The sequence below is a fragment of the Clostridium pacaense genome, from assembly GCF_020709765.2.
GTDB lineage: Bacteria > Bacillota > Clostridia > Lachnospirales > Lachnospiraceae > Enterocloster > Enterocloster hominis.
Window position 1 is genome coordinate 1 of the sequence record NZ_JAJFEB020000019.1, and the last position, 20808, is coordinate 20808.

The 20808-nt window shown below is 46.3% G+C and carries 29 protein-coding genes, 2 tRNA genes and 2 pseudogenes; 20 read left to right on the top strand and 13 right to left on the bottom strand.

From position 1 onward, the window contains the following. Window positions 1-743: 743 nt before the first annotated feature. Window positions 744-926: a DUF6783 domain-containing protein gene (locus LK536_RS52135; protein ID WP_329602275.1), complete on the bottom strand. Its 183-nt coding sequence runs from the start codon at window positions 924-926 to the stop codon at window positions 744-746. Here LK536_RS52135 and LK536_RS52140 point away from each other — a divergent pair. Beyond that, on the top strand, window positions 846-1028 hold the full coding sequence (locus LK536_RS52140; RefSeq protein WP_329602274.1) for a DUF6783 domain-containing protein: 183 nt from the start codon (window positions 846-848) through the stop codon (window positions 1026-1028). The genes LK536_RS52135 and LK536_RS52140 overlap by 81 nt on opposite strands. 840 nt (window positions 1029-1868) lie before the next feature. Here LK536_RS52140 and LK536_RS52145 read toward each other — a convergent pair. From LK536_RS52145 to LK536_RS52160, 4 genes are all read right to left on the bottom strand, one after another. After that, window positions 1869-1941: transfer RNA gene (locus LK536_RS52145), tRNA-Val, on the bottom strand. A 140-nt stretch (window positions 1942-2081) separates the two neighbouring features. After that, window positions 2082-2837 (bottom strand): AIM24 family protein, encoded by a 756-nt coding sequence (locus LK536_RS52150; protein WP_025486425.1) that lies wholly within the window; start codon window positions 2835-2837, stop codon window positions 2082-2084. A gap of 231 nt (window positions 2838-3068) precedes the next feature. Continuing rightward, a complete protein-coding gene (locus LK536_RS52155) occupies window positions 3069-3212 on the bottom strand; it encodes a hypothetical protein (protein ID WP_227796898.1) in 144 nt (47 codons plus the stop codon). 114 nt (window positions 3213-3326) lie between these two features. Next, window positions 3327-3599 carry a helix-turn-helix domain-containing protein gene (locus LK536_RS52160; protein ID WP_025486426.1) on the bottom strand — a complete coding sequence of 91 codons (273 nt, stop codon included), beginning with the start codon at window positions 3597-3599 and terminating at the stop codon, window positions 3327-3329. A gap of 123 nt (window positions 3600-3722) precedes the next feature. Here LK536_RS52160 and LK536_RS52165 point away from each other — a divergent pair, with 123 nt between their 5' ends. Further along, on the top strand, window positions 3723-3896 hold the full coding sequence (locus LK536_RS52165) for a hypothetical protein (RefSeq protein WP_008718181.1): 174 nt from the start codon (window positions 3723-3725) through the stop codon (window positions 3894-3896). Window positions 3897-3958: 62 nt separating this feature from the next. Here LK536_RS52165 and LK536_RS52170 read toward each other — a convergent pair whose 3' ends face one another. Next, entirely contained in the window at window positions 3959-4213 is a 255-nt protein-coding gene (locus tag LK536_RS52170; RefSeq protein ID WP_025486427.1) for a hypothetical protein, read from the bottom strand. A 76-nt stretch (window positions 4214-4289) separates the two neighbouring features. Here LK536_RS52170 and LK536_RS52175 point away from each other — a divergent pair, with 76 nt between their 5' ends. From LK536_RS52175 to LK536_RS52185, 3 genes are all read left to right on the top strand, one after another. Then, window positions 4290-4445 carry a hypothetical protein gene (locus LK536_RS52175; RefSeq protein WP_227796897.1) on the top strand — a complete coding sequence of 52 codons (156 nt, stop codon included), beginning with the start codon at window positions 4290-4292 and terminating at the stop codon, window positions 4443-4445. A gap of 85 nt (window positions 4446-4530) precedes the next feature. After that, window positions 4531-5028: a hypothetical protein gene (locus LK536_RS52180; RefSeq protein ID WP_506092223.1), complete on the top strand. Its 498-nt coding sequence runs from the start codon at window positions 4531-4533 to the stop codon at window positions 5026-5028. 293 nt (window positions 5029-5321) lie between these two features. Next, entirely contained in the window at window positions 5322-8069 is a 2748-nt protein-coding gene (locus LK536_RS52185; RefSeq protein ID WP_227796895.1) for an Ig-like domain-containing protein, read from the top strand. Between the two features lie 161 nt (window positions 8070-8230). Here the strand turns inward: LK536_RS52185 and LK536_RS52190 are convergent. Next, a tRNA-Ala gene (locus LK536_RS52190) sits at window positions 8231-8303 on the bottom strand. Between the two features lie 94 nt (window positions 8304-8397). On the opposite strand from LK536_RS52190, the gene LK536_RS52195 reads away from it, so the two are divergent. Further along, complete coding sequence (locus tag LK536_RS52195) at window positions 8398-8550, top strand: hypothetical protein (protein ID WP_166441696.1); 153 nt, start codon at window positions 8398-8400, stop codon at window positions 8548-8550. 225 nt (window positions 8551-8775) lie between these two features. Here the strand turns inward: LK536_RS52195 and LK536_RS52200 are convergent, their stop codons facing one another. Beyond that, a complete protein-coding gene (locus tag LK536_RS52200) occupies window positions 8776-8949 on the bottom strand; it encodes a DUF1540 domain-containing protein (RefSeq protein ID WP_008718137.1) in 174 nt (57 codons plus the stop codon). Between the two features lie 152 nt (window positions 8950-9101). On the opposite strand from LK536_RS52200, the gene LK536_RS52205 reads away from it, so the two are divergent. From LK536_RS52205 to hslO, 3 genes are all read left to right on the top strand, one after another. Next, window positions 9102-9611, top strand: coding sequence for an SEC-C metal-binding domain-containing protein (locus LK536_RS52205; protein WP_025486442.1), 510 nt, complete (start codon window positions 9102-9104; stop codon window positions 9609-9611). A gap of 97 nt (window positions 9612-9708) precedes the next feature. Further along, entirely contained in the window at window positions 9709-10458 is a 750-nt protein-coding gene (locus tag LK536_RS52210; protein ID WP_008718134.1) for a class I SAM-dependent DNA methyltransferase, read from the top strand. 15 nt (window positions 10459-10473) lie between these two features. Continuing rightward, complete coding sequence (hslO, locus tag LK536_RS52215) at window positions 10474-11352, top strand: Hsp33 family molecular chaperone HslO (RefSeq protein ID WP_008718132.1); 879 nt, start codon at window positions 10474-10476, stop codon at window positions 11350-11352. Between the two features lie 185 nt (window positions 11353-11537). Here the strand turns inward: hslO and LK536_RS52220 are convergent, their stop codons facing one another. After that, window positions 11538-11735, bottom strand: coding sequence for a cold shock domain-containing protein (locus tag LK536_RS52220; RefSeq protein WP_008718130.1), 198 nt, complete (start codon window positions 11733-11735; stop codon window positions 11538-11540). Window positions 11736-11971: 236 nt separating this feature from the next. Between LK536_RS52220 and LK536_RS52225 the strand changes: the two genes are divergently transcribed. After that, window positions 11972-12517: a DUF5662 family protein gene (locus LK536_RS52225; protein WP_008718128.1), complete on the top strand. Its 546-nt coding sequence runs from the start codon at window positions 11972-11974 to the stop codon at window positions 12515-12517. A gap of 288 nt (window positions 12518-12805) precedes the next feature. Further along, window positions 12806-12877, top strand: a pseudogene (locus tag LK536_RS52230) (DUF6783 domain-containing protein); the annotation flags it as partial. Here LK536_RS52230 and LK536_RS52235 read toward each other — a convergent pair. The 4 genes and pseudogenes from LK536_RS52235 to LK536_RS52250 form a co-directional block, all read right to left on the bottom strand. Next, window positions 12863-12937: pseudogene (locus LK536_RS52235) on the bottom strand (hypothetical protein); the annotation flags it as partial. The pseudogenes LK536_RS52230 and LK536_RS52235 overlap by 15 nt on opposite strands. 64 nt (window positions 12938-13001) lie before the next feature. After that, window positions 13002-13532, bottom strand: a complete 531-nt coding sequence (locus tag LK536_RS52240) for a DUF6756 family protein (RefSeq protein WP_227796894.1) — start codon at window positions 13530-13532, stop codon at window positions 13002-13004. A gap of 123 nt (window positions 13533-13655) precedes the next feature. Beyond that, entirely contained in the window at window positions 13656-14084 is a 429-nt protein-coding gene (locus LK536_RS52245; RefSeq protein ID WP_025486444.1) for a C-GCAxxG-C-C family protein, read from the bottom strand. Window positions 14085-14144: 60 nt separating this feature from the next. After that, window positions 14145-14915, bottom strand: coding sequence for a TMEM164 family acyltransferase (locus LK536_RS52250; RefSeq protein ID WP_227796893.1), 771 nt, complete (start codon window positions 14913-14915; stop codon window positions 14145-14147). Between the two features lie 134 nt (window positions 14916-15049). Between LK536_RS52250 and LK536_RS52255 the strand changes: the two genes are divergently transcribed. The 9 genes from LK536_RS52255 to LK536_RS52295 all read left to right on the top strand — a co-directional run bounded on the left by LK536_RS52255 (window position 15050) and on the right by LK536_RS52295 (window position 20658). Then, window positions 15050-15475 carry a DMT family transporter gene (locus LK536_RS52255; protein ID WP_008718121.1) on the top strand — a complete coding sequence of 142 codons (426 nt, stop codon included), beginning with the start codon at window positions 15050-15052 and terminating at the stop codon, window positions 15473-15475. Between the two features lie 95 nt (window positions 15476-15570). Next, window positions 15571-16308: a helix-hairpin-helix domain-containing protein gene (locus LK536_RS52260; RefSeq protein ID WP_227796892.1), complete on the top strand. Its 738-nt coding sequence runs from the start codon at window positions 15571-15573 to the stop codon at window positions 16306-16308. Window positions 16309-16367: 59 nt separating this feature from the next. Then, window positions 16368-17075 carry a response regulator transcription factor gene (locus LK536_RS52265; protein ID WP_008718118.1) on the top strand — a complete coding sequence of 236 codons (708 nt, stop codon included), beginning with the start codon at window positions 16368-16370 and terminating at the stop codon, window positions 17073-17075. An 89-nt stretch (window positions 17076-17164) separates the two neighbouring features. Further along, window positions 17165-17665 carry a GNAT family N-acetyltransferase gene (locus tag LK536_RS52270; RefSeq protein ID WP_008718116.1) on the top strand — a complete coding sequence of 167 codons (501 nt, stop codon included), beginning with the start codon at window positions 17165-17167 and terminating at the stop codon, window positions 17663-17665. Window positions 17666-17668: 3 nt separating this feature from the next. Next, window positions 17669-18148: a 23S rRNA (pseudouridine(1915)-N(3))-methyltransferase RlmH gene (rlmH, locus tag LK536_RS52275; RefSeq protein WP_008718115.1), complete on the top strand. Its 480-nt coding sequence runs from the start codon at window positions 17669-17671 to the stop codon at window positions 18146-18148. Between the two features lie 17 nt (window positions 18149-18165). Beyond that, entirely contained in the window at window positions 18166-18870 is a 705-nt protein-coding gene (locus LK536_RS52280; RefSeq protein WP_227796891.1) for a hypothetical protein, read from the top strand. A gap of 129 nt (window positions 18871-18999) precedes the next feature. Further along, entirely contained in the window at window positions 19000-19365 is a 366-nt protein-coding gene (locus LK536_RS52285) for a DnaJ domain-containing protein (RefSeq protein ID WP_227796890.1), read from the top strand. 48 nt (window positions 19366-19413) lie between these two features. Beyond that, on the top strand, window positions 19414-19893 hold the full coding sequence (locus LK536_RS52290) for an AAA family ATPase (RefSeq protein ID WP_227796889.1): 480 nt from the start codon (window positions 19414-19416) through the stop codon (window positions 19891-19893). A 3-nt stretch (window positions 19894-19896) separates the two neighbouring features. Continuing rightward, complete coding sequence (locus LK536_RS52295) at window positions 19897-20658, top strand: tRNA(His) guanylyltransferase Thg1 family protein (protein ID WP_025486450.1); 762 nt, start codon at window positions 19897-19899, stop codon at window positions 20656-20658. The last annotated feature ends 150 nt before the right edge of the window (window positions 20659-20808 follow it).

The following is a 20808-nucleotide window of genomic DNA, read 5'->3' on the forward strand; positions in this document are numbered from 1 at the left end:
TGAACCTGTTCTTGCCATGTGTAATAACCGCCTTTTTCTTTAATGTTATCACACTAAAGTATATTTGACAACTAGATACTACACTAGCTGAGCAGTTGTGATTTGTTTACTATATTTATAGAACTAATTTATCTGAAAAAAGAGGATACTTCATGCCGCTAGACGATAATTTAGGTTTGCCTCAAGAGCTAAAGAAAAAGATGACATGCAGGTATGGTATGACCAAAGCAATTATATTTTTAGTAGGTATGATATAGAAATCCCTATATTACCTGTAGATTTAGATAGTTACAAAATTAATGTAAAAATGGATCTAAAGATGAAAAATAGTAAGAACTATGTTTGTAAACAAATATTTTATATAGAATTTGCAAAGTTAAAGGGAATAGATAATCAATGGGAAATATGCAAAAATATAATTGTGTTAAAAAAATGATATAGATTTCCATAAATAAGGAATAAAAGAACGCCTTTATGAGGTTAGGGATTAGACCATAATAGGCTTAGTCCCTATTTTTCTCATAATCTACAACAGTCTATTATAATCATAAGTCAGTAGCAGAATATTGTGTGTGTATACGATTATTATAATAGCACATCATGAGAAAAAGTATGCACAAAATTTGCAGTTCATGAAATTATGTTTTATACATTTCACGAATGAGGTTACAGAGATTTACAAATTAAACAATCATTGCCTAAACAAATGTTCTGTGCCATCATAATCCTATGGAACAATCGTGTCACTGCAAGGGCGTTGGCCTTCCATCATACAAAAGATGGGAGGTGGTGCTAGGGCCTGTTTGAAAATTCATTCCCGCCATCTGCACGCCCCACTTCGCGGTATATTTGGTCCCAATTCGGTCAACGTAGCCCGCTACGCCTCCCTCATCGGGACCAAATCTCCCACAAAGTGGGACGCACAGCCAACGGAAAGCAATTTTCAAACACGCTCTAGTGTATTTCAGCTTTCAAGACCTTATGGCTTTTGGACTGCTAATCATAGCATTGCTTACCTTTATTTTTAATAATCGTAAGTAGCGTTTTTCTTTAAGTCCTGGAAACAGGCGTAGAAAAACCACCCTTGTAAACTTGGCTAGTCGAGAGGGTGGAGTTTCTATTCTTATCAATGGTCAACCTCTTGTGGGCGGTTGTTCCTTTTATGTCTATAATATAGCATGTATTGGAACGGAATTCAAGAGGGATGGGCAGAGTATGGGTGATTCCTAGTCAACGTCATCGGCATATCCAAAGTTTACACTGATACCAATGGGAGAGCCGCAAGTGTCTGTCCAGATATAATAGTCAATTAGGCCGTCCACGATGTCAATATTATCGCTATGTATGTATCGGAGCTGTAGCCATTCATCACTGAACATATGATTCACCTTTGTTATTACTATATCATGAAATTTGTGTGGCTGGGATATATGACAGTGAAATTTTTTGAAAATTGTAAATACTTTAGGTATAGATTGATTGTCTGAATATATCCTCTGTAATCAAATGGGTGAGAGAAGAACAAAACCCCAATTTATTAACAGACTGAGACGGGCACAGAGAACGGAAAAATTTGAGAAAGAAAAAGGAACCCATTGCATAGGGCGAACAGTAGCGTATGAATGAATGCATCCGGCATGGCATTGGAAGAAATTAGACGTTGGCTGGGTCATACGGATTTAGAAACAACCCTTAAATATATTTACAATCCGTTTAGGGAAGATGAAACAAAAGAAAAAATCAAGAACAACTCTATATTGACGACAAACAAGAATTGTCTTCAATTGTCTTCAAAAATCCAGGTCGCATAAAACGGAAAAAGTGCCGAAAACCTAGTAAAATCAAGGCTTCCAGCACTCTTCAACCACTGGAGACAACAGGACTCGAACCTGCGACCCTCTACACGTCAAGCAGATGCTCTCCCAGCTGAGCTATGTCTCCATAGGGCGATTATAGCATAGCAGACCGGAAGATGGCAAGATAAAAAAGTGTAATTTTTTAAATTTTTAAAATTTTCAAATAATATACCCAATTAAGCCCATCAAATAGAGAATTCAAACCATCCAGGCTGTCGTGGGATTTTATTCTGTTGGAGCCATCAGAATCCGTCCGCTGCCACGGTAGACATTGACCAGGCCTTCGCCGGACACAGCGGAGCCTACCAGGGACTTTGAAGAACGCTCAACCGTGAATTTCAGGGAGTTGGACCATGCGATAGCCATATTGCCGTCAATCTTCACTTCATCGTCCTGCAGGTTGAACTCAATCAACTCATCCCGGGGGACCGGGCTTTCCAGTACAGCAATGCCGCTGCCGGTAAGGCAGAGATTAAAAAGTCCTTCTTTGCCTGCAACTGCAGAGGAGAGGGTGGTCCTGGCAACCACTTTCTGAGTTATATTGGAATCACATGCAAGGAAGAGCCCGTCTTCCAAAACCAGGCTTCCCCACTCAGCTACATCCTCCAGCAGGATATGCTTATAAGTAGGCTCCAGCATGACCAGACCATTCCCAGAGTATTCCGGCTTGGCAGAACTTTCCTTCGTTACCTTGGAAGCAATGGCTTTTCCCAGGAAGTCGCCTACTCCCTTGATGCCGGATGTCATTTTAACGGCTCCTGCAATCCACTGCATTGCACCTGCCTGAACCGTAAACGCATTTCCGTTTAATTCAATCAGTACCTGGCGTCTGCGCACGTTCATTTCCGCTGCATAGTAAGCAGCCATGGCAGAGCCTGGGTTAACGCTTAAATCACGCTGATGCTCAAACACTTTGATACAGTCCCGTTCATCTATCATTTTCATGTTGCCATTGTTGTAAAGGTTATTACATTTTACCATTCTTCTATCTCCTCTTTTCTTATGTCTGGCCAGCGGCAATCAGGTATTCCCCCTAAAAAAGGGAGGAGCCGGTCAGAATTCCTTCTGCCGGCTGAGTATTATGAAAAAAATCTTATAAGCATTGTTTGTTTACAAGATATAGTATATTCAGCAAATATGAGCATTCAATAGACAAAGCATGGACAAAATATGAACAGTTTGTAAGAAGTTTGTGAAGCCGGGACAATGCCTTCAATTGCCGATGACTTCCTTCATCTGTTCCGTAACAGGGCGGTAGCCGTCGCCGTTTAACAGGCCATTACGGATTGTGTCATATAAACCCATGGCAAGGACGATGATTAATATGGTTACAAGACATTTAACAATAAATTTCACAGCAGGCCCTCCGCTTTTCTGAATCAGTCACTATCTATATACTTACTTTATCATTTTACCCGGAATATCTCAATATAAAGATTGTGCGCCGATATCATGCCGGATATCGTGCATTTATGTCATTTCGCGGTGCATGTATTTTATAAATTCATTTTTTAGTCCGGCAAAGAAATCCTCCATACTGCATGAGAAGATGATGGACAAGGCAATCAGCTCGCTGACTTTCACATTCATCCGGTTTGTCTCCAGCTTTGCGTAAGTACTTTTTGTTATTTCAATGCCCATAAGATTTAATTTTGCAACAGTTGCATCCTGTGTCAGCTTTTTGTGGTGGCGTAATACCTGGATATTCTGTCCAATGTTCATGTCCGGTCTTAATTTCTGCATGTTACGGCCTCCTGGAAGATTCGCTATAGCGAAATTTTTATCTTGATTCTAAACTTTTATATAAGTATAATGTTTCGTAATAGAGAATCTTTTTATGTATGGTAATGTTAAGGAGGGAATGTAATGGAGGGCGATGACAGGCTTAATAAGAATATTCTGAAGGAATACAAAGATGACCAGCTTTTAAAGGAAGTGTGCTGGGCGCAGAAGGCTGTGGATGAAAGCGAGGTCCCACAGCCTGAACCGGATGAACTGGATAAGATAATGAATAAGATTGAACATGGGCATGACAAATAGCCGGCCTGCCGGCCTGGGGCGGAAATGAAGAAAGTCCAGGTCTGTCCTGTCCGGGATATGCATTACAAAGGTGTGATTTTTGTTGCATATGCCTCACCACTTATTGGCTTGTAGATGTCAACAATTGCAAAATGTGGTAAAAGGCCGGATTCTTTTGGCTCGGCAATGGTCATGAACCTGTAATTAGTCCCATTGACAATCTGCTTAGCCACTGCTATGGGATGATAGAAATAGTCATCGTGGTTTCCAATGGCATTATAGAATATAAATGACTCATAGGTTGTCAGGTATGGCTGATATTCCCAGCTTCCAGGCATATTGGTCCCTCCCGGATGCATTTTCTATACTATATGACGTTGGAGGAAAATGGTTACAGATAGGAGGGAGGATATCATGGAGAAACGGATTGTGAAGCCCTATTTGTTAAAGGAACAGAAGGAAAATGAGGAATACAGATGGAGGATCATGGATGCGCTGGAAGATATTAATCTGTTTATGGAATGGCATTTAGGCGGATATACGCGGAAGGGATACAGGGATGATGGATGACGTCAAATCCGTAGTCGATATAAACGGATCATATTTCCGCAAAGATATGTAAAGGCATGTTTCGAAAATATCAGAATGAAATCAGGTGATTCCAATGGTTATAGCCTTAAGTGGTTTTGAAGAATGCGTCATACTGAGTGTGATAGTGCTTGAGATTGCAGTATACCTTAATACCCGTCAAAGAAAGGCGGAAAGGAATATTAAGGAAAGATGCACGGCAATAACAAGCGGAGTGATTGACCACACGGAGCGCAGTGGATTTTTTAACGGAATGAAAATAAGCCGCCGGGGATTAAAGACGAATTATTGGCCTTCATTCACCCTTGTCTGCCATACAATATATAGATATAATGCGAAAGATAAGGATTACCTTGGGATTGACGCAAGAATGCCAATCGCATGTTTCAAGGCAGGAAATCCAGGGGATTCCGTAGAAATATTTTATAATCCAAGGGATGGAAGGGAGTTTTATTGCCCGAATGAGGATAAAAATATTAAATATGGCTGGTGGATTTTGACAGGCCTGATTATGATTACAATTGCGGCTGTAAATATCTTTCTTTATTTCTATGATATCCTATAGGGGAAACAGTAGCAGGATGGTCAACAAAGAAGGATGTTTTAAATGGGTTGCCACATATCCCAGCCTTTGCATTATGAGGTGTCTTTGATGTCATTTCAGGCTTTGATGTCATTCCCCAAATTAGTTTTGACAGCCACACCAGAACTTGATATAATTAAAAAAGAGATTGCGAATGGCTAAGGCCGTTCGCATTTCGTCGTTTTAGGGAAGATGAACAGATTTGTTCATCTTGGGAAAGGAGGCGTATTAAGCATAAATGTAGCCATATTATCAAAATTTAAGGAGGGGAAAGAATGAAAAATAAGAAACATGCACGCAGCCTTTCGCTGCTTCTGTGCACCGGTCTGCTGTTTGGACAGGTTCCAGTGACCGCGGCTGCAGAAACCATGACGCCGGAGGACGGGGCCATCGCATCCTTTCAACCGCTGGATAGCAGGGTGAAAAGACAGACCGTCCCGTTGGGAACGGAAGAATCGGAACTGAACCTACCGGACGGGCTAACCGTGACATTGTACCATGTTACGGAGGAACCGGTAATCTCTGATGATGAAATTGAATATGATGAAGCGGATGATACTTTAACGGCCAGCCCCAGTGATGCAAGGAGCGGTGCGTCGGGAAAGCATGCTGGGGATGATGAGGAGATAGTCACGACCGTCACCAAGTCAAAGGAAAAAATCCAGGTGACATGGGACAGCAGCCCTGTTTATGATGGAAATACACCGGACAACTATGTGTTTACTGCGGATGTGGACAGGTATACCCTGTCAGACGGCGTGGAGCCGCCTATAATCATCGTGACGGTAGCGGATGGAACCGTTGAAAGTGGGGCGGAAATCCAACAGGAGGAACCAATCCCCTGTACGGAAACAGAGGGGTGCATGCTCCCCAATGGACATGAGGGAGAATGTGTCCTGCCGCCTGTGACGGACAATGGGCTGGCAAAAACCATCATCAGTTGGACATTTGTGGACGATGATAACCTGAACGGGGGTGAACTGCACATGACCGGCGTAAGTGCGGATAATCAGGCCGGTTTTGACATGGTGGTTTCCATGCTGCCCACACAGGTCAGCGCGGTTATAGATAAGGAACAGACTCCGCAGACCCTGGACATCCTCCGCTGGGAGTGCCCTGAATACGCCAAGACGGACGGAGGCAGCTGGCCTGTCAGCGGCGGATACACCTTTACCGCGGCCCTTCAATCAGGCTATTCCTGCAATCCTCTGCCCGCAGTACAGGTGATTATGGGGGGGGGGGGTCTATTGCTGGACGACAGTAACCATGAATGGGATGGACAATCAGACTCCAGCGCCAGCTCTCTTGGGGCTTCCGCCGGGGACACCATCACCATTACTGGAGGTAATGGCAGCTCACACATTACAATTGATGTAGATAATATAACTGTCACATCTAACAACAACTACAGTATTGGCTATATTGATGTAGATCAAAATGTGACTACACTGACCATCAAGGACCTGAATCTGACACTGACCCGCATCAACAACTCGAAGGGCGGGATAGCATTTACATCAGATGCCACCCTGAAAGCAGAAGGCAGCTGTAATATTTACGGTGTTGACGGCCCGCGGGCAACTGTAATCAGTTCCTTAGCCGACCTGACACTTGAGGTGGATAACGGCGCCAGCCTGACTGTTACAGGTACCAATGGAATTAACCGTAAATACATTACTAGCGGCGATCTGACTGTGAATGTGGGCCAAAGTAGTAATTTGACGGTGCGGGGCGCGCAACTGGAGGGGGTAGCGGTATATGCTGATGATATAACCATAAATAACGATGGAATTGTGCTGGCTGAATGCATGAAGGGAACCAATAATTTTAGGGGAACAGGTATTTATTCTTTAGGAAATATGATTTTGTCCGGATCCGGAACCATCACTGCGAGAGGAAGCTTTGGAATACACTCGGGCAAGAATTTAGATGTGAATACGTCTGTGTATGCTGAGGGCCCCCGCGCAGCAATTACTTTAGATAATATGGACCAGAATGATAGCTCCAAACTGACCGGAAGCGGAGAGCTGACAGCGAAGATTATCGGAAATACAGACGAAACTACGGAGTGTTGGGGCATTGGTATAAGGGCCTCCCTCAATATGGAATTAGCCTTTGACGGTAAACTCACAGTCCATGGCGGCAGCGGCACGGAAGGCCATGGTTTTTGGGCAGGGTATTATTTGACGGTAACAAAATGCCCTGAGACGATGGATGTACAGGCGGGCACAAAGTCATATTCCAGCGCGTTCTTTGCCTACATTCTTGTGAACCGCACAGATATGGATATTATCATCGGCCACAAAGTCCCATTCATCTGGCCGGATATAGTCCCGCCCCGCGTAACTAACATATGGCCGGATGGCTCCTCAAACGGCAGTATGAAAATTGAGTTCAGCGAAACTATGAAAACCGACCCTGGCACTGTAACACTCACAGACAGGGACAGAACCATAACCTTAACGGGCGGCCATTGGGACATTCCCTACTGGGATTTTTACGGCCAGAGCATGTTTGTTATTGAATATGCAGGGCTGAAGTCCGGTGCCACTTATACCATAAACATATCCGGCTTCCAGGATAAAGCAGGCAATGTCATGGATGCCGATTCCAGCCATGTGTTTACCACGCCAGGTATGGACTCCGGCGGAGGTGGTGGTAGCGGCTCAATAACTACAGTTCCTACTATAAAGTGGATACTGGATGAAAAAGGCTGGCGACTTAAAAATCCTGACCAGACCTGGGCAACAAATAGCTGGAAAGAAGTGAATGGTATCTGGTATCATTTTAATGAGGAAGGATACATGCAGACCGGCTGGTATACAGATATAGATGGAAACCGATATTATCTCTCACCGGCGGATGGCTCATCCCAGGGCAGCATGGTAACCGGCTGGCAGTTAATTGATGACAGATGGTATTATTTCAACATGGAATCCGATGGGACAAAAGGAAGATTGTTATACAACACGGTTACTCCAGATGGATATTATGTAAACGAGAAGGGGGAATGGATGCAGTAGTGTACTGACAATCCAAAACTGAATATTATTCTAAATCAAGGGGCAATCTATTTCCTGATTGCCCCTTTTCTAAACAATAATTGTCTTCAAAAATCGAGGCAGTATAGAAAAGAAAAGTGCCAAAAACCTGATAGAATCAAGGCCTTAAGCACATCATATAATGGAGACAACGGGATTCGAACCCGCGACCTCTGCGTTGCGAACGCAGCGCTCTCCCAGCTGAGCTATGTCCCCATGAGATATATTATAGCACAAATGGAAAAAATTACAAGAACATCATGGAGTGGAAATCAGTTGTCCCTGCCATACTATCATTGAGGTGATGATAATGGACAGGGATTTAGAAGAAAAGGCCGCAAGGAAGAAATCAAATGAAATGTTCAACAGCATAACAGAAAAACAAAAACCGGAAAACCAGAACCAGACCCATAACTCCCGCAGGGAAGGAATGGGACCTAATACCAAACGGAAACCATGTTAAGTACGCCGTGAGGGGCGATGGGACATTCTTTCGACTGTCCCTCGCGCCCAGGGGTACTTTTATTTTGTCGAAATTACACGAATTATCCACTTATCCACAATAATGTGGAAAAGATTGTGGACAAACTGTTATTGTCTGAAAAATAAAACGGCTTATCCACATTTATATAAAAACTGGGACAAAACCCTGCCGTTATGCGGCCAAAGTTTTGTCCCAATTCCTGACTTACTGAGCCTTGTTTACAAAAGACTCACAGTCCGTACATTCCTTCTGTGTCGGGTTTGCCTCATGTGTGCCAACCTTGATCCTGTCCAGGGTACAGTAGTTTTCTTTCTGGTCATGGAACGTACAGTTCTTGATGGTACATTCAATGCTCTCGTTTTTGCCATTTACCTTCATGGAAAAACCTCCTTTAATTTTGATTGGATTACATGTTTATTATCTGCACAAAACCGAAAAGTATGTAAAGCGCAAAATATATTTGAAAAATCTTTACTTTTGTTATATACTATGGACTAGCACATAAATAATACAAAAAGGATGGTTTTACTATGGCACTGTTAGAGACATGGAGAAATCTGGCGTATGGCGACGGCCTGGATGATAAAAAGAAAGAAGAATTGTGGGCTGGATATTTTCAGATTGAAAAAGGAATTTATGAGCAGATCCTCAGCAATCCAGGGGAAGTAGTTACCGGAACCGTAAAAGAACTGGCTGAGAAGTATGAGACTGAGATACTGATCATGACCGGATTCCTGGATGGAATCAATGAGAGTCTTAAGGGATACGAGAACCCGATTGAGACAATGGAAGAGGACACCCAGGTCAAGATTGAGATTGACCCTGAGAAGCTGTATTACAATATGGTAGAGGCAAAGGCCAACTGGCTGTTTGAACTTCCACAGTGGGACAGCATCCTTACGCCTGAGAAGCGCAAGGAGCTTTACAAGGCGCAGAAGGCTTCCGGCACAGTCCGCAAGGGAAAGAAAGTTTTCCCCAACGATCCGTGCCCATGCGGAAGCGGCAAGAAGTATAAGAAGTGCTGCGGTAAGAACGCATAGGATCCATATGTGTCTGAGGACGTCTGATTGTAAGCCGCCTGTCCGGAGGAAGCTCCGGGCAGGCGCTTTTGCAGTATGGAAAGCAGGAGGATGAAGGATGGAGGCTTACACTGGTTTTGCGGAGGTTTACGATATATTCCAGGACAATGTACCCTATGAAGAGTGGTGCGGCTATGTCACAGGACTTCTCAAGGAATACCAGGTCACGGATGGACTGGTGCTGGATCTGGGATGTGGGACCGGCAGCCTGACCGAGCTTATGGCAAGGTCCGGGTACGATATGATTGGGATTGACAATTCCGGGGAAATGCTCCAGATAGCCATGAACAAGCGCAATGCATCGGGATTGGATATCCTTTACCTGCTGCAGGACATGCGCGGTTTTGAACTGTATGGAACGGTAAGGGCTGTCATCAGCATCTGTGATTCCATGAATTATATGATGGAATATGAGGAACTGGTGGAGGTGTTCCGGCTGGTCAACAATTATCTGGACCCCAAAGGCGTATTTATTTTTGACCTTAACACAGAATATAAGTACAGGGAAATGCTGGCTGACAATACATTTGCAGAGGACAGGGAAGAATCCAGCTTTATCTGGAATAATTTTTATGATGAGGAAGACAAGGTCAACGAATATGACCTGACCCTTTTTGTGAAGGAAGGGGAGCTTTACAGGAAATTTGAGGAAACCCATTACCAGCGAGCATACAGTCTGGACGAGGTCCGGCGGGCAGTCAGTGAGGCTGGGATGGAGTTTGTGGCGGCATATGACGCCTGCACCCGGAATCCCGTGCAGCAGGACAGTGAACGGATTTACGTGATTGCGCGGGAAAACGGAAAATAGGATAGGAGAGATACAATGTCAGATTATGTGATAAGAGCAACTGCGGCGGACGGTGAAATCCGTGCATTTGCCTCCACCACAAGGGACTTGGTGGAAGAGGCAAGAAAGGCCCATAATACCAGCCCGGTAGCAACCGCTGCCTTGGGACGGCTTCTCACCGCAGGAGTCATGATGGGGATTGACATGAAGGGGGAAAAGGACCTTCTGACCCTGAAGATACAGGGGGACGGACCCATAGGCGGACTGACCGTGACCGCTGATTCCCTTGGGAATGTAAAAGGATATGCCTTTCATCCCATGGTCATGCTGCCCCCCAATGCAAAGGGGAAGCTGGACGTGGGCGGCGCCCTGGGCGTGGGCGTCCTGAGTGTGATTAAGGATATCGGCCTGAAAGAGCCATATGTGGGACAGACCATCCTGGTAAGCGGGGAGATTGCAGAGGACCTTACCTACTATTATGCCACATCGGAACAGATTCCTTCCTCCGTGGCCCTGGGCGTCCTGATGAATAAGGATAACACGGTGCGTCAGGCCGGAGGCTTCATGATCCAGCTGATGCCGGGGGCATCCGAGTCAGTCATCGGCAGGCTGGAAGACAAGCTTAAGGAGATATCCTCCATCACCACGCTGCTGGATGTGGGCAACACCCCGGAGCGGATACTGGAATACATCCTCGGTGAGTTCGGGCTGGAGATAAACGACAGGACCCCGGTGCAGTTCTACTGCAACTGTACCAAGAGCAGGGTGGAAAAGGCATTAATCAGTGTCGGAAAAAAGGATATCCAGGAAATGATTGAAGACGGAAAGCCCATTGAGGTGAACTGCCATTTCTGCGGAAAGCACTATGAGTTCTCAACCGATGACCTGAAGGACATACTGGAACGCGCCAGGTAGGATTGGATGGCGGATAAAGGGAAGGCACGGAGGGAAGACACAGATTCCACGGATACAGGACAGAAAACAACAAGAGCCAGTCAGAAGACTGGCTCTTACTTGTAATCATTTGAAATCAGATATAACTTACTTCAACTCTATCAATGATGATATATGTTTGAAAAAGGTACACTGTTGTTCATTGATTATAATCTGGTTACGTTAGTAGCCTGAGGACCCTTAGCTCCGTTAACTACTTCGAACTCAACTTCTGCGCCCTCATCTAAGGACTTGAAGCCATCCATGTTCAGACCTGAATAGTGAACGAAAACATCGTTGCCCTGCTCATCTGAAATAAATCCGTAACCCTTCTGGTTGTTGAACCACTTAACTGTACCTTTCATTACGATACCTCCAAAAAATATAAAAAAATTGTTCTGTTGCAAGTTATTTCGCAACTGTCCTTAGGATATCACAAATGTTGAAAAGTGTCAAACGTTTTTGGTGATAAAGCATAAACAATTTATACAAACCTTAGATTCTATTGTTCAAAGGTTAAAATATGAAGAAAAAGGGGCAAAAGGGTGAATTATATGATATACTAACTGGCATAAAGGGTAAAAAAAGAAGGGATTTATGAATGAAGGTTCAAAATATATGGAGGCATTACTGCACCATTACAAAACACAGGCGCCTGGTGCGCAGGCACTGTTTTAAAATCGGCCTGTATTGGCAGGGACTGACACATGATCTTTCCAAGTACAGCCCTGAGGAATTCTGGACGGGTGTCCGGTACTACCAGGGCGACAGGAGCCCAAACGCTGCGGAGCGGGAGGACGTGGGGTATTCCAGGGCCTGGCTGCACCACAAAGGCAGGAATAAGCACCATTATGAGTACTGGATTGATATTTCCAACCACAAGGAAGAGGGACTGGTGGGCAACAAGATGCCGGTCAGGTATGTGGCTGAGATGATATGCGACAGGATTGCGGCCTGCGAAGTGTATAAAGGAAAGGACTACACCAGCGCGGCCCCGCTGGAATATTATGAATATACCAAAAAGTATATCACCATCCATCCAAGAACAAGGGCGCTGCTGGAAAAGCTGCTTATCATGCTGAAGGATAAGGGCGAAGAGGCAACCTATGCTTATCTTCGCAAGCTGCTGAAAAAAGGGAGTTATTAAGGAAAAAGGAAAAAAGAAAGCCGGAAGGAATGCTGGATAAAGAAAAGTGGCTAAGTGAAGCCAGCTTTCAAACGGTAGACAAACTACATTCCGCTGATTCATTTATTCATGCAGTTCATAAAAATACAGAATGCCAACTGATGAATGGCATCTGATATCCAGACAACTCTATTTAAAATGAATTTGCAGGTACGCCCCGGAGCCTGTTTGAAAATTCATTCCCGCCGTCTGCCCTAAGGAATCCACCAGAGGTACCCCCTTAGGACAAAGCACGCCCCACTTCGCGGTATATTTGGCCCCGATTCAGTCAGCGTAGCCCGCTACGCCTCCATCATCGGGACCAAATCTCCCACAAAGTGGGACGCACAGCCGACGGAAAGCAATTTTCAAACACGCTCTAGGATGGCTGGAGGAACGCAATTTCCAATCGCATCTTAGTCCGTACCTGCAAATCAGTCCGACGGACCGGAACTTGTTATATTACTTAATTTTTGAGACAATTAAGATTTAACCCCTCTCCAACACATGAAATTATATCATGGTGATTAAAGCCTATAAGCCATTGGAATTTTTTGGAAATAATATAATAGTCCGCCCATCCGGTATCTAAGAAGGCAGTTTGATTTAACATATTAAGCGCCTCTGCTAATTCAGGTATATAGCTTTCAAATATCCAAAACTTTTCCCCCAAATACCAATCACTGCCTTTGTCAATTAAAAAATAAACCATCTCATCCCCTGATATGATCTGCGGCAGGAGATAAAACCATGTTGAACCATCAACTGGAAAACTCCCTAAAAAGTTTTTCATGCTTTTTGGACTGTAACCTTTGATATTAGCCCAATGTAAACCGTTTTTCCATGTTCCTGTTTTGTCGGCATATTTTTCTGCAATCGTTTGATATATGTTTTCCCATTGAGTGCTGCTGACCTTATGGAAACGGTTTTCAGATATACTGCATTTCTCTATTATCTCATTCTCTATCCGGAATAAATCATATGGCACTTTCTTCATCCCTACACCGTTGCCCCTGTTTCAGTTCATGAGTTCCAATCCGTTGGCCGGCACTTTTCCCGTCTTTTACGCCAAAGGCATCCAAACGCAACTTCTGATTCGCCTTATCATAGCCAGCTTTTCCTATTCCTCGGGAAACAGATGTCCGTCAATGATCTGAACCGCATCTTCAATACATCCGGGACAGGAACGCAGCGGTGTCCCTGTATCCTCACCCCTTAACTCACGGCAGGTAAGGCTGCCGTTCTTTTCAAGGAATGCCTTGAGGCAGGAGGCGGATGCCTCATACGAAATCTTCTTGGAATCCGGCGCCTGGGTATGCCCGGTGCTGCATTTCAGGCCGGACAATACAGCGGCAGCAGAGATTGCCCCGCAGGTTGCATCCATACAGCCCATTCCAAGGCCAAGTCCTTCGGTTATCCGGAACAGGGTCTTTTCATCCATCCCCGTTTTATCCGTAAATGCGCATGCAACAGACTGGGCGCAGTTGAAGCCCCTGTCATGGAATGCGATTGCCTGTTTTGCTCTTTCGTTTCCTGATATCTTTGACATATTCAAATCTCCTTATTATAAAATATAACCGTGTTTTTTGTAATATGATCCCAGCGGGCATTAAGACTGCCGCGGGATATGCCTGAGCATGACGTGGAACAGAAAACCGCCCAGGGCCACAGAAAAAAGATACAGTATGTTACCTGGAACCGTCCCGATGGTCAGGGCAATCTCATGAAAGACAACCTGTCCGTTGGGGTAATAGGGGCTGATGTAGAACATATCGGCATTTCCATAAGGATGGGATGCCACATTGATGAGGGTGGCTACAGCAGCGCATCCGCACAATAATGGCAGCGTATCCCCAAAGTCAGACAGGCTTCGTCCGCCCTTACCGCTAAATGCACAGTAAAGTCCAATGAAAATCAGGATAAAATGCCATATGAACCCGTGAAGGGTTAATACAAGATACGGATGCATCAGTCCGCTGGGTTCTGCCAGCGCCATGACGCCTCCTAACAAGGAAAAGTCCTGTAGGAAGGTATATACTGCTTTTGCTGGACGGGAGGACATCCGCGGCCCGATGAATGGAAGCAGCAGGCACAGGTACATGGGGATGCTGCACAGCTGAAACGGAAAATACCACCAGTCGTATTGTTCCCCGTTGACAATATAATACAGGAATCCCTGCTTATAAATTTCACTGACAGCCAGGATCAGGCCGCAGGCGGACAGGACGTGCAGATGCCTGCTCCGGGACAGTTTCCATGCCAGGAAAATGGCGGCAAGGATGCCGGCTCCTCCAAAAACCAGATGGAAGCCGGAATATGGAACAGGTGTCTTCATGGGCCACGATGACATCTGGAATAAAGCCTTTGCAATGGTACTCATAGACAGCGCCTCCTGTGGGAACGATTATACATCATATGCAGATGCATGACAACTCCTTCACTTAGAATAAAATTATATTCAAGGGGAAAGCTAAAGAAACAGGAAAAATAATGGAAAGGCAGGAAAGAAAAGATATGGGATTTGTCATAGCATTGCTGTCAGGCGCATTAATGAGCATACAGGGCGTATTTAATACGGAGGTTACCAAGCAGACCAGCGTGTGGGTGGCTGCGGGCTGGGTACAGCTGACCGCGTTTATTACCTGTGTGGTAATCTGGCTTTTTACAGGAAGGGAGCCTATTGCGGGTCTGATGCAGGTAACGCCAAAATATGTTATGGTGGGAGGTATCCTGGGGGCGCTCATCACATACACGGTCATCCGCAGCATGGCCAGCCTGGGACCTGCCCAGACAGCCCTCTTAATCGTCATCTCCCAGATTATCGTGGCGTATGGGATTGAGCTGTTTGGTATGTTCGGCGTGGAAAAAAGCCCATTTGCATGGCATAAGCTCATTGGCGCTGCCATTGCCATCGGCGGAATCATTGTTTTTGAAAGATAAAAATTGGAAATAACTCTTGTATTTAAATAGGCTAACAGTTAGAATAGTACTATCAGGCTGGGATGGTACCCGTATAAAGGAGGGATACCATTCAGATGAGACTTATATCTTTAAAAGCATTAAAGGTTCCTGCCATCGTCATATGCATGTTGGCTGCAGGCATATGTTATAGTTGCGGCGGGCAGCCGGATTGTGCGGTTGATTCCGGGAATGAAGGAATTGTTATGGATTTGGGAGATTCGGGACAGCCGGATTCGGAAGAGTACGGTTCAGGAAAACCGGATTCAGGACAGAGCGGTTCGGGAAAACCGGATTCAGGACAGAGCGGTCCAGGAAAAACGGATTCAGGACAGATTGATTCCGGACAGCCGGATTCCACCCAACCATCTGCCGCCATGGTTTATGTACATGTCTGCGGAGAGGTGGGACAGCCGGGCGTATACGGTCTTCCGGAGGGAAGCAGGGTATATGAGGCGGTTGAGGCGGCCGGAGGCATTATGGACGGCGGAGCGGCAGATTATCTGAACCTGGCGGAGACGCTGAGGGACGGTATGAAGCTGGAAGTTCCCAGTGAGAGCCAGGTAAAAGAGTGGGAGGCACAGGGCATCAAGCCCGCTGCGGATCCTGAAGCAAAGACCAGGTCCATGGTGAATCTGAACACGGCTACCAGGGAGGAGCTTATGAGCCTTCGCGGTATCGGGGAGTCCAGGGCAGAGGATATTATCCGCTACAGGGAAACGTATGGCGGATTCCAGTCCATAGAGGATATTATGAATGTGTCCGGCATCAAGGACGCTGCGTTTGAAAAGATTAAGGACAGTATCACAGTATAAAAGAGTTGGGCGGCCCGAGGTTTGATTTGGGCCGCCATTGATAGATAAGGGGAATGAACATGCCGAGAGTATTAGTTGTAGATGATGAAAAATTAATTGTAAAAGGTATCCGCTTCAGCCTGGAACAGGATGGCATGGAAGTGGATTGTGCATATGATGGCGAGGAAGCAGTGGAACTGGCTAAGAAGACAGAGTACGATATCGTGCTTTTGGATGTGATGCTTCCTAAACTGGACGGTTATGAGGTCTGCCAGGCCATCCGGGAGTTTTCCGACATGCCGATCATCATGCTGACCGCCAAGGGCGGGGACATGGATAAGATCCTTGGACTGGAGTATGGGGCGGATGACTATATAAGCAAGCCCTTTAACATCCTGGAAGTCAAGGCCAGGATCAAGGCCATCATACGGCGCAGTTCCAAGAACAAGCGCCTGAAGAAGGAGGAAGCCAACAACAGCGTCATCGGCCAGGGTGACCTTAAGATGGATACGGAAAGCCGCAGGGTATTTATCGGCGAGAGGGAGATTAACCTGACAGCCAAGGAATTTGACCTGCTGGAGCTTCTGGTGCGCAATCCCAACAAGGTATACAGCAGGGAAGCCCTGCTCACCTATGTATGGGGCAACAAGGCCATGGACAGCGGCGATGTCCGTACCGTGGATGTCCATGTGAGAAGGCTGAGGGAAAAGATAGAGCCAAGCCCAAGCGACCCAAAGTATGTACATACGAAGTGGGGCGTTGGTTACTATTTCCGCGTAAAGGGCTGAGAAATGGCTGAGAGGATGGCCGGATGGGTTTAGAGGATGGCTGGATGGGTTTAGAGGATGGCCGGGTAGGCTGAGAGGATGACATACAGATGACAGGGAATGATGCATACAGAATCAGGACAGCGGTGCCGGATGATTTGGATCAGGTGGCACAGGTGGAACTTAATTGTTTTCCGGCAGCGGAGGCGGCTGACAGGGCAAGTTTAAAAGCACGTCTGGAGGCATTTGGGGAGAGCTTCCTGGTGGCGGAAGCGGACGGGCGGATTATTGGTTTCATCAATGGCGCGGTTACAGATGAAAGGACGATTGCAGATGAGATGTTTGAGGATATTTCCCTGCATGACCCCAAGGGGGCGTACCAGAGTATTTTCGGGCTGGATGTGATAGAAGGGTACCGGCATATGGGGGTGGCCTCCCGGCTTATGCAGACCATGATTGAAACCGCAGGGAAGCAGGGCAGGAAAGGGCTTATACTGACGTGCAAGGACAGGCTTATCGGTTACTATGAGAAGTTCGGGTATGTGAATATGGGTGTTTCAAAGTCAGTTCACGGCGGGGCTGTGTGGTATGACATGGTACTGGAGTTTTAACGGATGAAGATAACGCTTGTAACGGTAGGAAAGATAAAAGAACGGTATTTTGAGGATGCCATAAAGGAGTACTCCAAGCGTCTTGGCCGTTACTGCAAGCTGGATATTGTCCAGGTGCAGGACGAGAAGACGCCGGATGGGGCCAGTGAGGCCGTGGAACGCCAGATTAAGGATAAGGAAGGGCAGCGCATCCTTTCTAATATTAAAGATGGGGCTTATGTGATTGCCCTGGCAATTGAAGGCAGGATGCTTTCCAGTGAGGAGCTGGCATCCAGGCTTCAGAAGCTGGGGGTGGATGGCATAAGCCATATTGTGTTTGTGATTGGCGGTTCCCTTGGCCTGTCAGATGAGGTGATGGGGCGGGCGGATTATGCCCTGAGTTTTTCAAAGATGACATTTCCGCATCAGCTGATGCGGGTGGTGCTGCTGGAGCAGATATATAGGAGTTACCGGATTATGGCCGGGGAACCGTACCATAAGTAGCGGGGAGGACCGTGCTGATGGAAAACGGCTTTATTGGTGGAAAGAAGCGGTGCCGGAGAATGTATGTACAATATTTACGGGTAATCTCATGTATCCTGACACTTGGCATCCTTACCTCCTGCGGGGGTAATGCAGAGAAAGAAGAGGAAATAGGTATTTCCACAGTGGCATATACAGAAGAAGCCGCAGAAATGGAGCAGGGGGATACAGGGGATTTATGGAAAAAGGCGTACATAGATTATATTGAGTCCTGCAATCAAAGGGAAATTGATTCGTTTGATTTAATCTATCTGGACGATGATGATATACCAGAACTGGTATTAGTTGGAAAATATTCGGCATCCGGATGTATTATCCTGAATTATGCAGATGGTAAAGTCCATGCTGCTAATCTTACACGCTTAGAATTCTCATATATTGAGCGGGAAAATCTCCTGCTCAATTGTGGCGGAAATACAGGAGCTTTTTTTGACGATGTATACAGTATCCTGGATGGGGAACTGGTTCTAGTAGCAAAGGGGGACTATGATATCTTGTCTTGGGAGGAAGCAGGGGAGGATGGGGAAGAGGTTCCTGTATGCCGGTATATGTGGAATGGGAAGACGGTGAGCGAAGATGGGTATTATCATGAATTAAATCTTATCTATGATAAATCAAAGGCCCGGTATCATCAAAGCCCTGGCATACCGCTGGATAAAATTACGCATGCAATCATGAACTGATTCATTCTGAAAGGTTCTTCTTATCCCCTTTTTTGGACGCTTGTCAGGTATCAGCCGCAGGGATGGATGAATAGGTGTGGATGGCAGTCCCGGACTGATGCCGGGACATCCCTGGTATTAGGAGGACACATGAAAAAGAACGGCTACTATACAATCCTGCATTTGAATCCGGATGCTGCCCCGGAAGAAATCGACGCCGCGTTCCAGCGGGAGAAGCGATGGTATGAGATGGAGGGCCGGGCGTTCAACGACCAGCAGGCAAAGGAGCTGACGGAGGCTTACATGGTACTGTCGGATGCGGACAGACGGAAATGCTATGATGCGGAGCAGAGCCGGGCCGTCATGACCATGGCGGAACTGGAACAGAAGGTCCGGCAGGATCACAGGAAGACAAGGTTGGAACAGCTGGCGGATGATATTGCCGAAAACCCTCTGAAGGAGTTGCTGATATTCCTGTTGGCGCTGCTTACGTTCATCATCAGCAGGAAATTTTAGCCTGGATGGACCATGGACAACCGGATAATGACAGGAGGACGGAAAACAATGGAGCACAAGCTGGAGGCAGAGGCGCCCAGAGCCGTTATTTTCACCGGTATTCAGGCAAGCGGGAAATCTACTTTTTTTAAACAGCATTTCCCGCCGGATTTTGTACATATCAATCTGGACACGCTGCACACCAGGAACAAGGAGGCGGCGTTATTAGAGGAGTGCCTGCAGAAACGGGTATCGTTTGTGGTGGACAATACAAATCCCACCGCAGAGGACAGGAATCGGTACATAAAGGCGGCCAGGGAGCATGGATACCGGATAGAAGGATACTTTTTCCAGTCCATTGTGAGGGACTGTGTGGAGCGCAATTCCCAGCGCCTTGGAAAGGCGTGTATTCCCAGCAGGGCGATTGCCTGCACCTCAAACCGTCTGGAACTTCCCTCCTATGGGGAGGGATTCGACGTACTGTATTTTGTGCGGATCCAGGATGATGCATTCGTGGTTGATGTGTGGAATGATAAGATGGAGGGATAGACAATGATTTTTGATGAATTAGATACAGGCATGCGCAGGTTTGAGACTTCCCTGGACCAGACCATCCTTCCGGAGCTTTATATGGCGGTGAGGATTGACGGGAGGAATTTTACAAAGCTGACCAAGGAAACCTGCCGGTTCGAGGCGCCTTTTGACATCCGGTTCAGGGATGCCATGGTTGATACGGTGAAGCATCTGATGGACTGTGGGTTTCGCATCGTGTACGGCTACACCCAGAGTGATGAGATTTCCCTGCTGTTCCATCCAAGGGACAATACATTTGGCAGGAAGACAAGGAAGATTAATTCTGTCCTGGCAGGGGAGGCCAGCGCATTTTTCTCACTGCGCCTGGGGGTACTGGCCTGCTTTGACTGCAGGGTGGTGCCGCTGCCCAATCTGGAATGCGTGAAGGACTATTTTTCCTGGAGGCAGGAGGATGCCCACAGGAACTCCCTGAATGCCCACTGTTACTGGCTTCTGCGCAGGGAGGGCATGTCTGCCAGGGAAGCCACAAGGGAGATTGAGGGAAAGACCATTGCATTTAAGAATGAACTTCTGTTTTCCAGGAATATCAATTTCAATGATCTGCCCAACTGGCAGAAGCGCGGGGTGGGCTTATACTACTCATCCTATGAGAAGAAGGGATATAATCCGGTGAAGGATGAGGAGGTAACCAGCATCCGGAGCAGGCTTGACGTGAACATGGACCTGGAAATCGGTGAGGCGTATACGGACTGGGTCATTTCACAGATTCCGCAGGATTAAAAGAAGATTAAGAATGTTTCTGTAAAATGCGCGAGGTTTTTAATCCACGGTTTCCATGATATAATGGACAAGCCAATGGTTAATGGATAAACATGATAAGGAGGCCCAGTTTTTATGAGGAAATATATTATCGCTGCATAGCATGGGCTG

Coding starts and splice junctions, on each gene's coding strand:
- LK536_RS52225 (WP_008718128.1), top strand. CDS start 11,972: ATGAAGGTTCAAAATATATGGAGGCATTACTGCACCATTACAAAACAC.
- LK536_RS52185 (WP_227796895.1), top strand. CDS start 5,322: ATGAAAAATAAGAAACATGCACGCAGCCTTTCGCTGCTTCTGTGCACC.
- LK536_RS52265 (WP_008718118.1), top strand. CDS start 16,368: ATGCCGAGAGTATTAGTTGTAGATGATGAAAAATTAATTGTAAAAGGT.
- LK536_RS52165 (WP_008718181.1), top strand. CDS start 3,723: ATGGAGGGCGATGACAGGCTTAATAAGAATATTCTGAAGGAATACAAA.
- LK536_RS52285 (WP_227796890.1), top strand. CDS start 19,000: ATGAAAAAGAACGGCTACTATACAATCCTGCATTTGAATCCGGATGCT.
- LK536_RS52250 (WP_227796893.1), bottom strand. CDS start 14,915: ATGAGTACCATTGCAAAGGCTTTATTCCAGATGTCATCGTGGCCCATG.
- LK536_RS52170 (WP_025486427.1), bottom strand. CDS start 4,213: ATGCCTGGAAGCTGGGAATATCAGCCATACCTGACAACCTATGAGTCA.
- LK536_RS52295 (WP_025486450.1), top strand. CDS start 19,897: ATGATTTTTGATGAATTAGATACAGGCATGCGCAGGTTTGAGACTTCC.
- rlmH (WP_008718115.1), top strand. CDS start 17,669: ATGAAGATAACGCTTGTAACGGTAGGAAAGATAAAAGAACGGTATTTT.
- LK536_RS52290 (WP_227796889.1), top strand. CDS start 19,414: ATGGAGCACAAGCTGGAGGCAGAGGCGCCCAGAGCCGTTATTTTCACC.
- LK536_RS52260 (WP_227796892.1), top strand. CDS start 15,571: ATGAGACTTATATCTTTAAAAGCATTAAAGGTTCCTGCCATCGTCATA.
- LK536_RS52245 (WP_025486444.1), bottom strand. CDS start 14,084: ATGTCAAAGATATCAGGAAACGAAAGAGCAAAACAGGCAATCGCATTC.
- LK536_RS52195 (WP_166441696.1), top strand. CDS start 8,398: ATGGACAGGGATTTAGAAGAAAAGGCCGCAAGGAAGAAATCAAATGAA.
- LK536_RS52205 (WP_025486442.1), top strand. CDS start 9,102: ATGGCACTGTTAGAGACATGGAGAAATCTGGCGTATGGCGACGGCCTG.
- LK536_RS52280 (WP_227796891.1), top strand. CDS start 18,166: ATGGAAAACGGCTTTATTGGTGGAAAGAAGCGGTGCCGGAGAATGTAT.
- LK536_RS52160 (WP_025486426.1), bottom strand. CDS start 3,599: ATGCAGAAATTAAGACCGGACATGAACATTGGACAGAATATCCAGGTA.
- hslO (WP_008718132.1), top strand. CDS start 10,474: ATGTCAGATTATGTGATAAGAGCAACTGCGGCGGACGGTGAAATCCGT.
- LK536_RS52175 (WP_227796897.1), top strand. CDS start 4,290: ATGGAGAAACGGATTGTGAAGCCCTATTTGTTAAAGGAACAGAAGGAA.
- LK536_RS52210 (WP_008718134.1), top strand. CDS start 9,709: ATGGAGGCTTACACTGGTTTTGCGGAGGTTTACGATATATTCCAGGAC.
- LK536_RS52200 (WP_008718137.1), bottom strand. CDS start 8,949: ATGAAGGTAAATGGCAAAAACGAGAGCATTGAATGTACCATCAAGAAC.
- LK536_RS52150 (WP_025486425.1), bottom strand. CDS start 2,837: ATGGTAAAATGTAATAACCTTTACAACAATGGCAACATGAAAATGATA.
- LK536_RS52220 (WP_008718130.1), bottom strand. CDS start 11,735: ATGAAAGGTACAGTTAAGTGGTTCAACAACCAGAAGGGTTACGGATTT.
- LK536_RS52255 (WP_008718121.1), top strand. CDS start 15,050: ATGGGATTTGTCATAGCATTGCTGTCAGGCGCATTAATGAGCATACAG.
- LK536_RS52240 (WP_227796894.1), bottom strand. CDS start 13,532: ATGAAGAAAGTGCCATATGATTTATTCCGGATAGAGAATGAGATAATA.
- LK536_RS52270 (WP_008718116.1), top strand. CDS start 17,165: ATGACAGGGAATGATGCATACAGAATCAGGACAGCGGTGCCGGATGAT.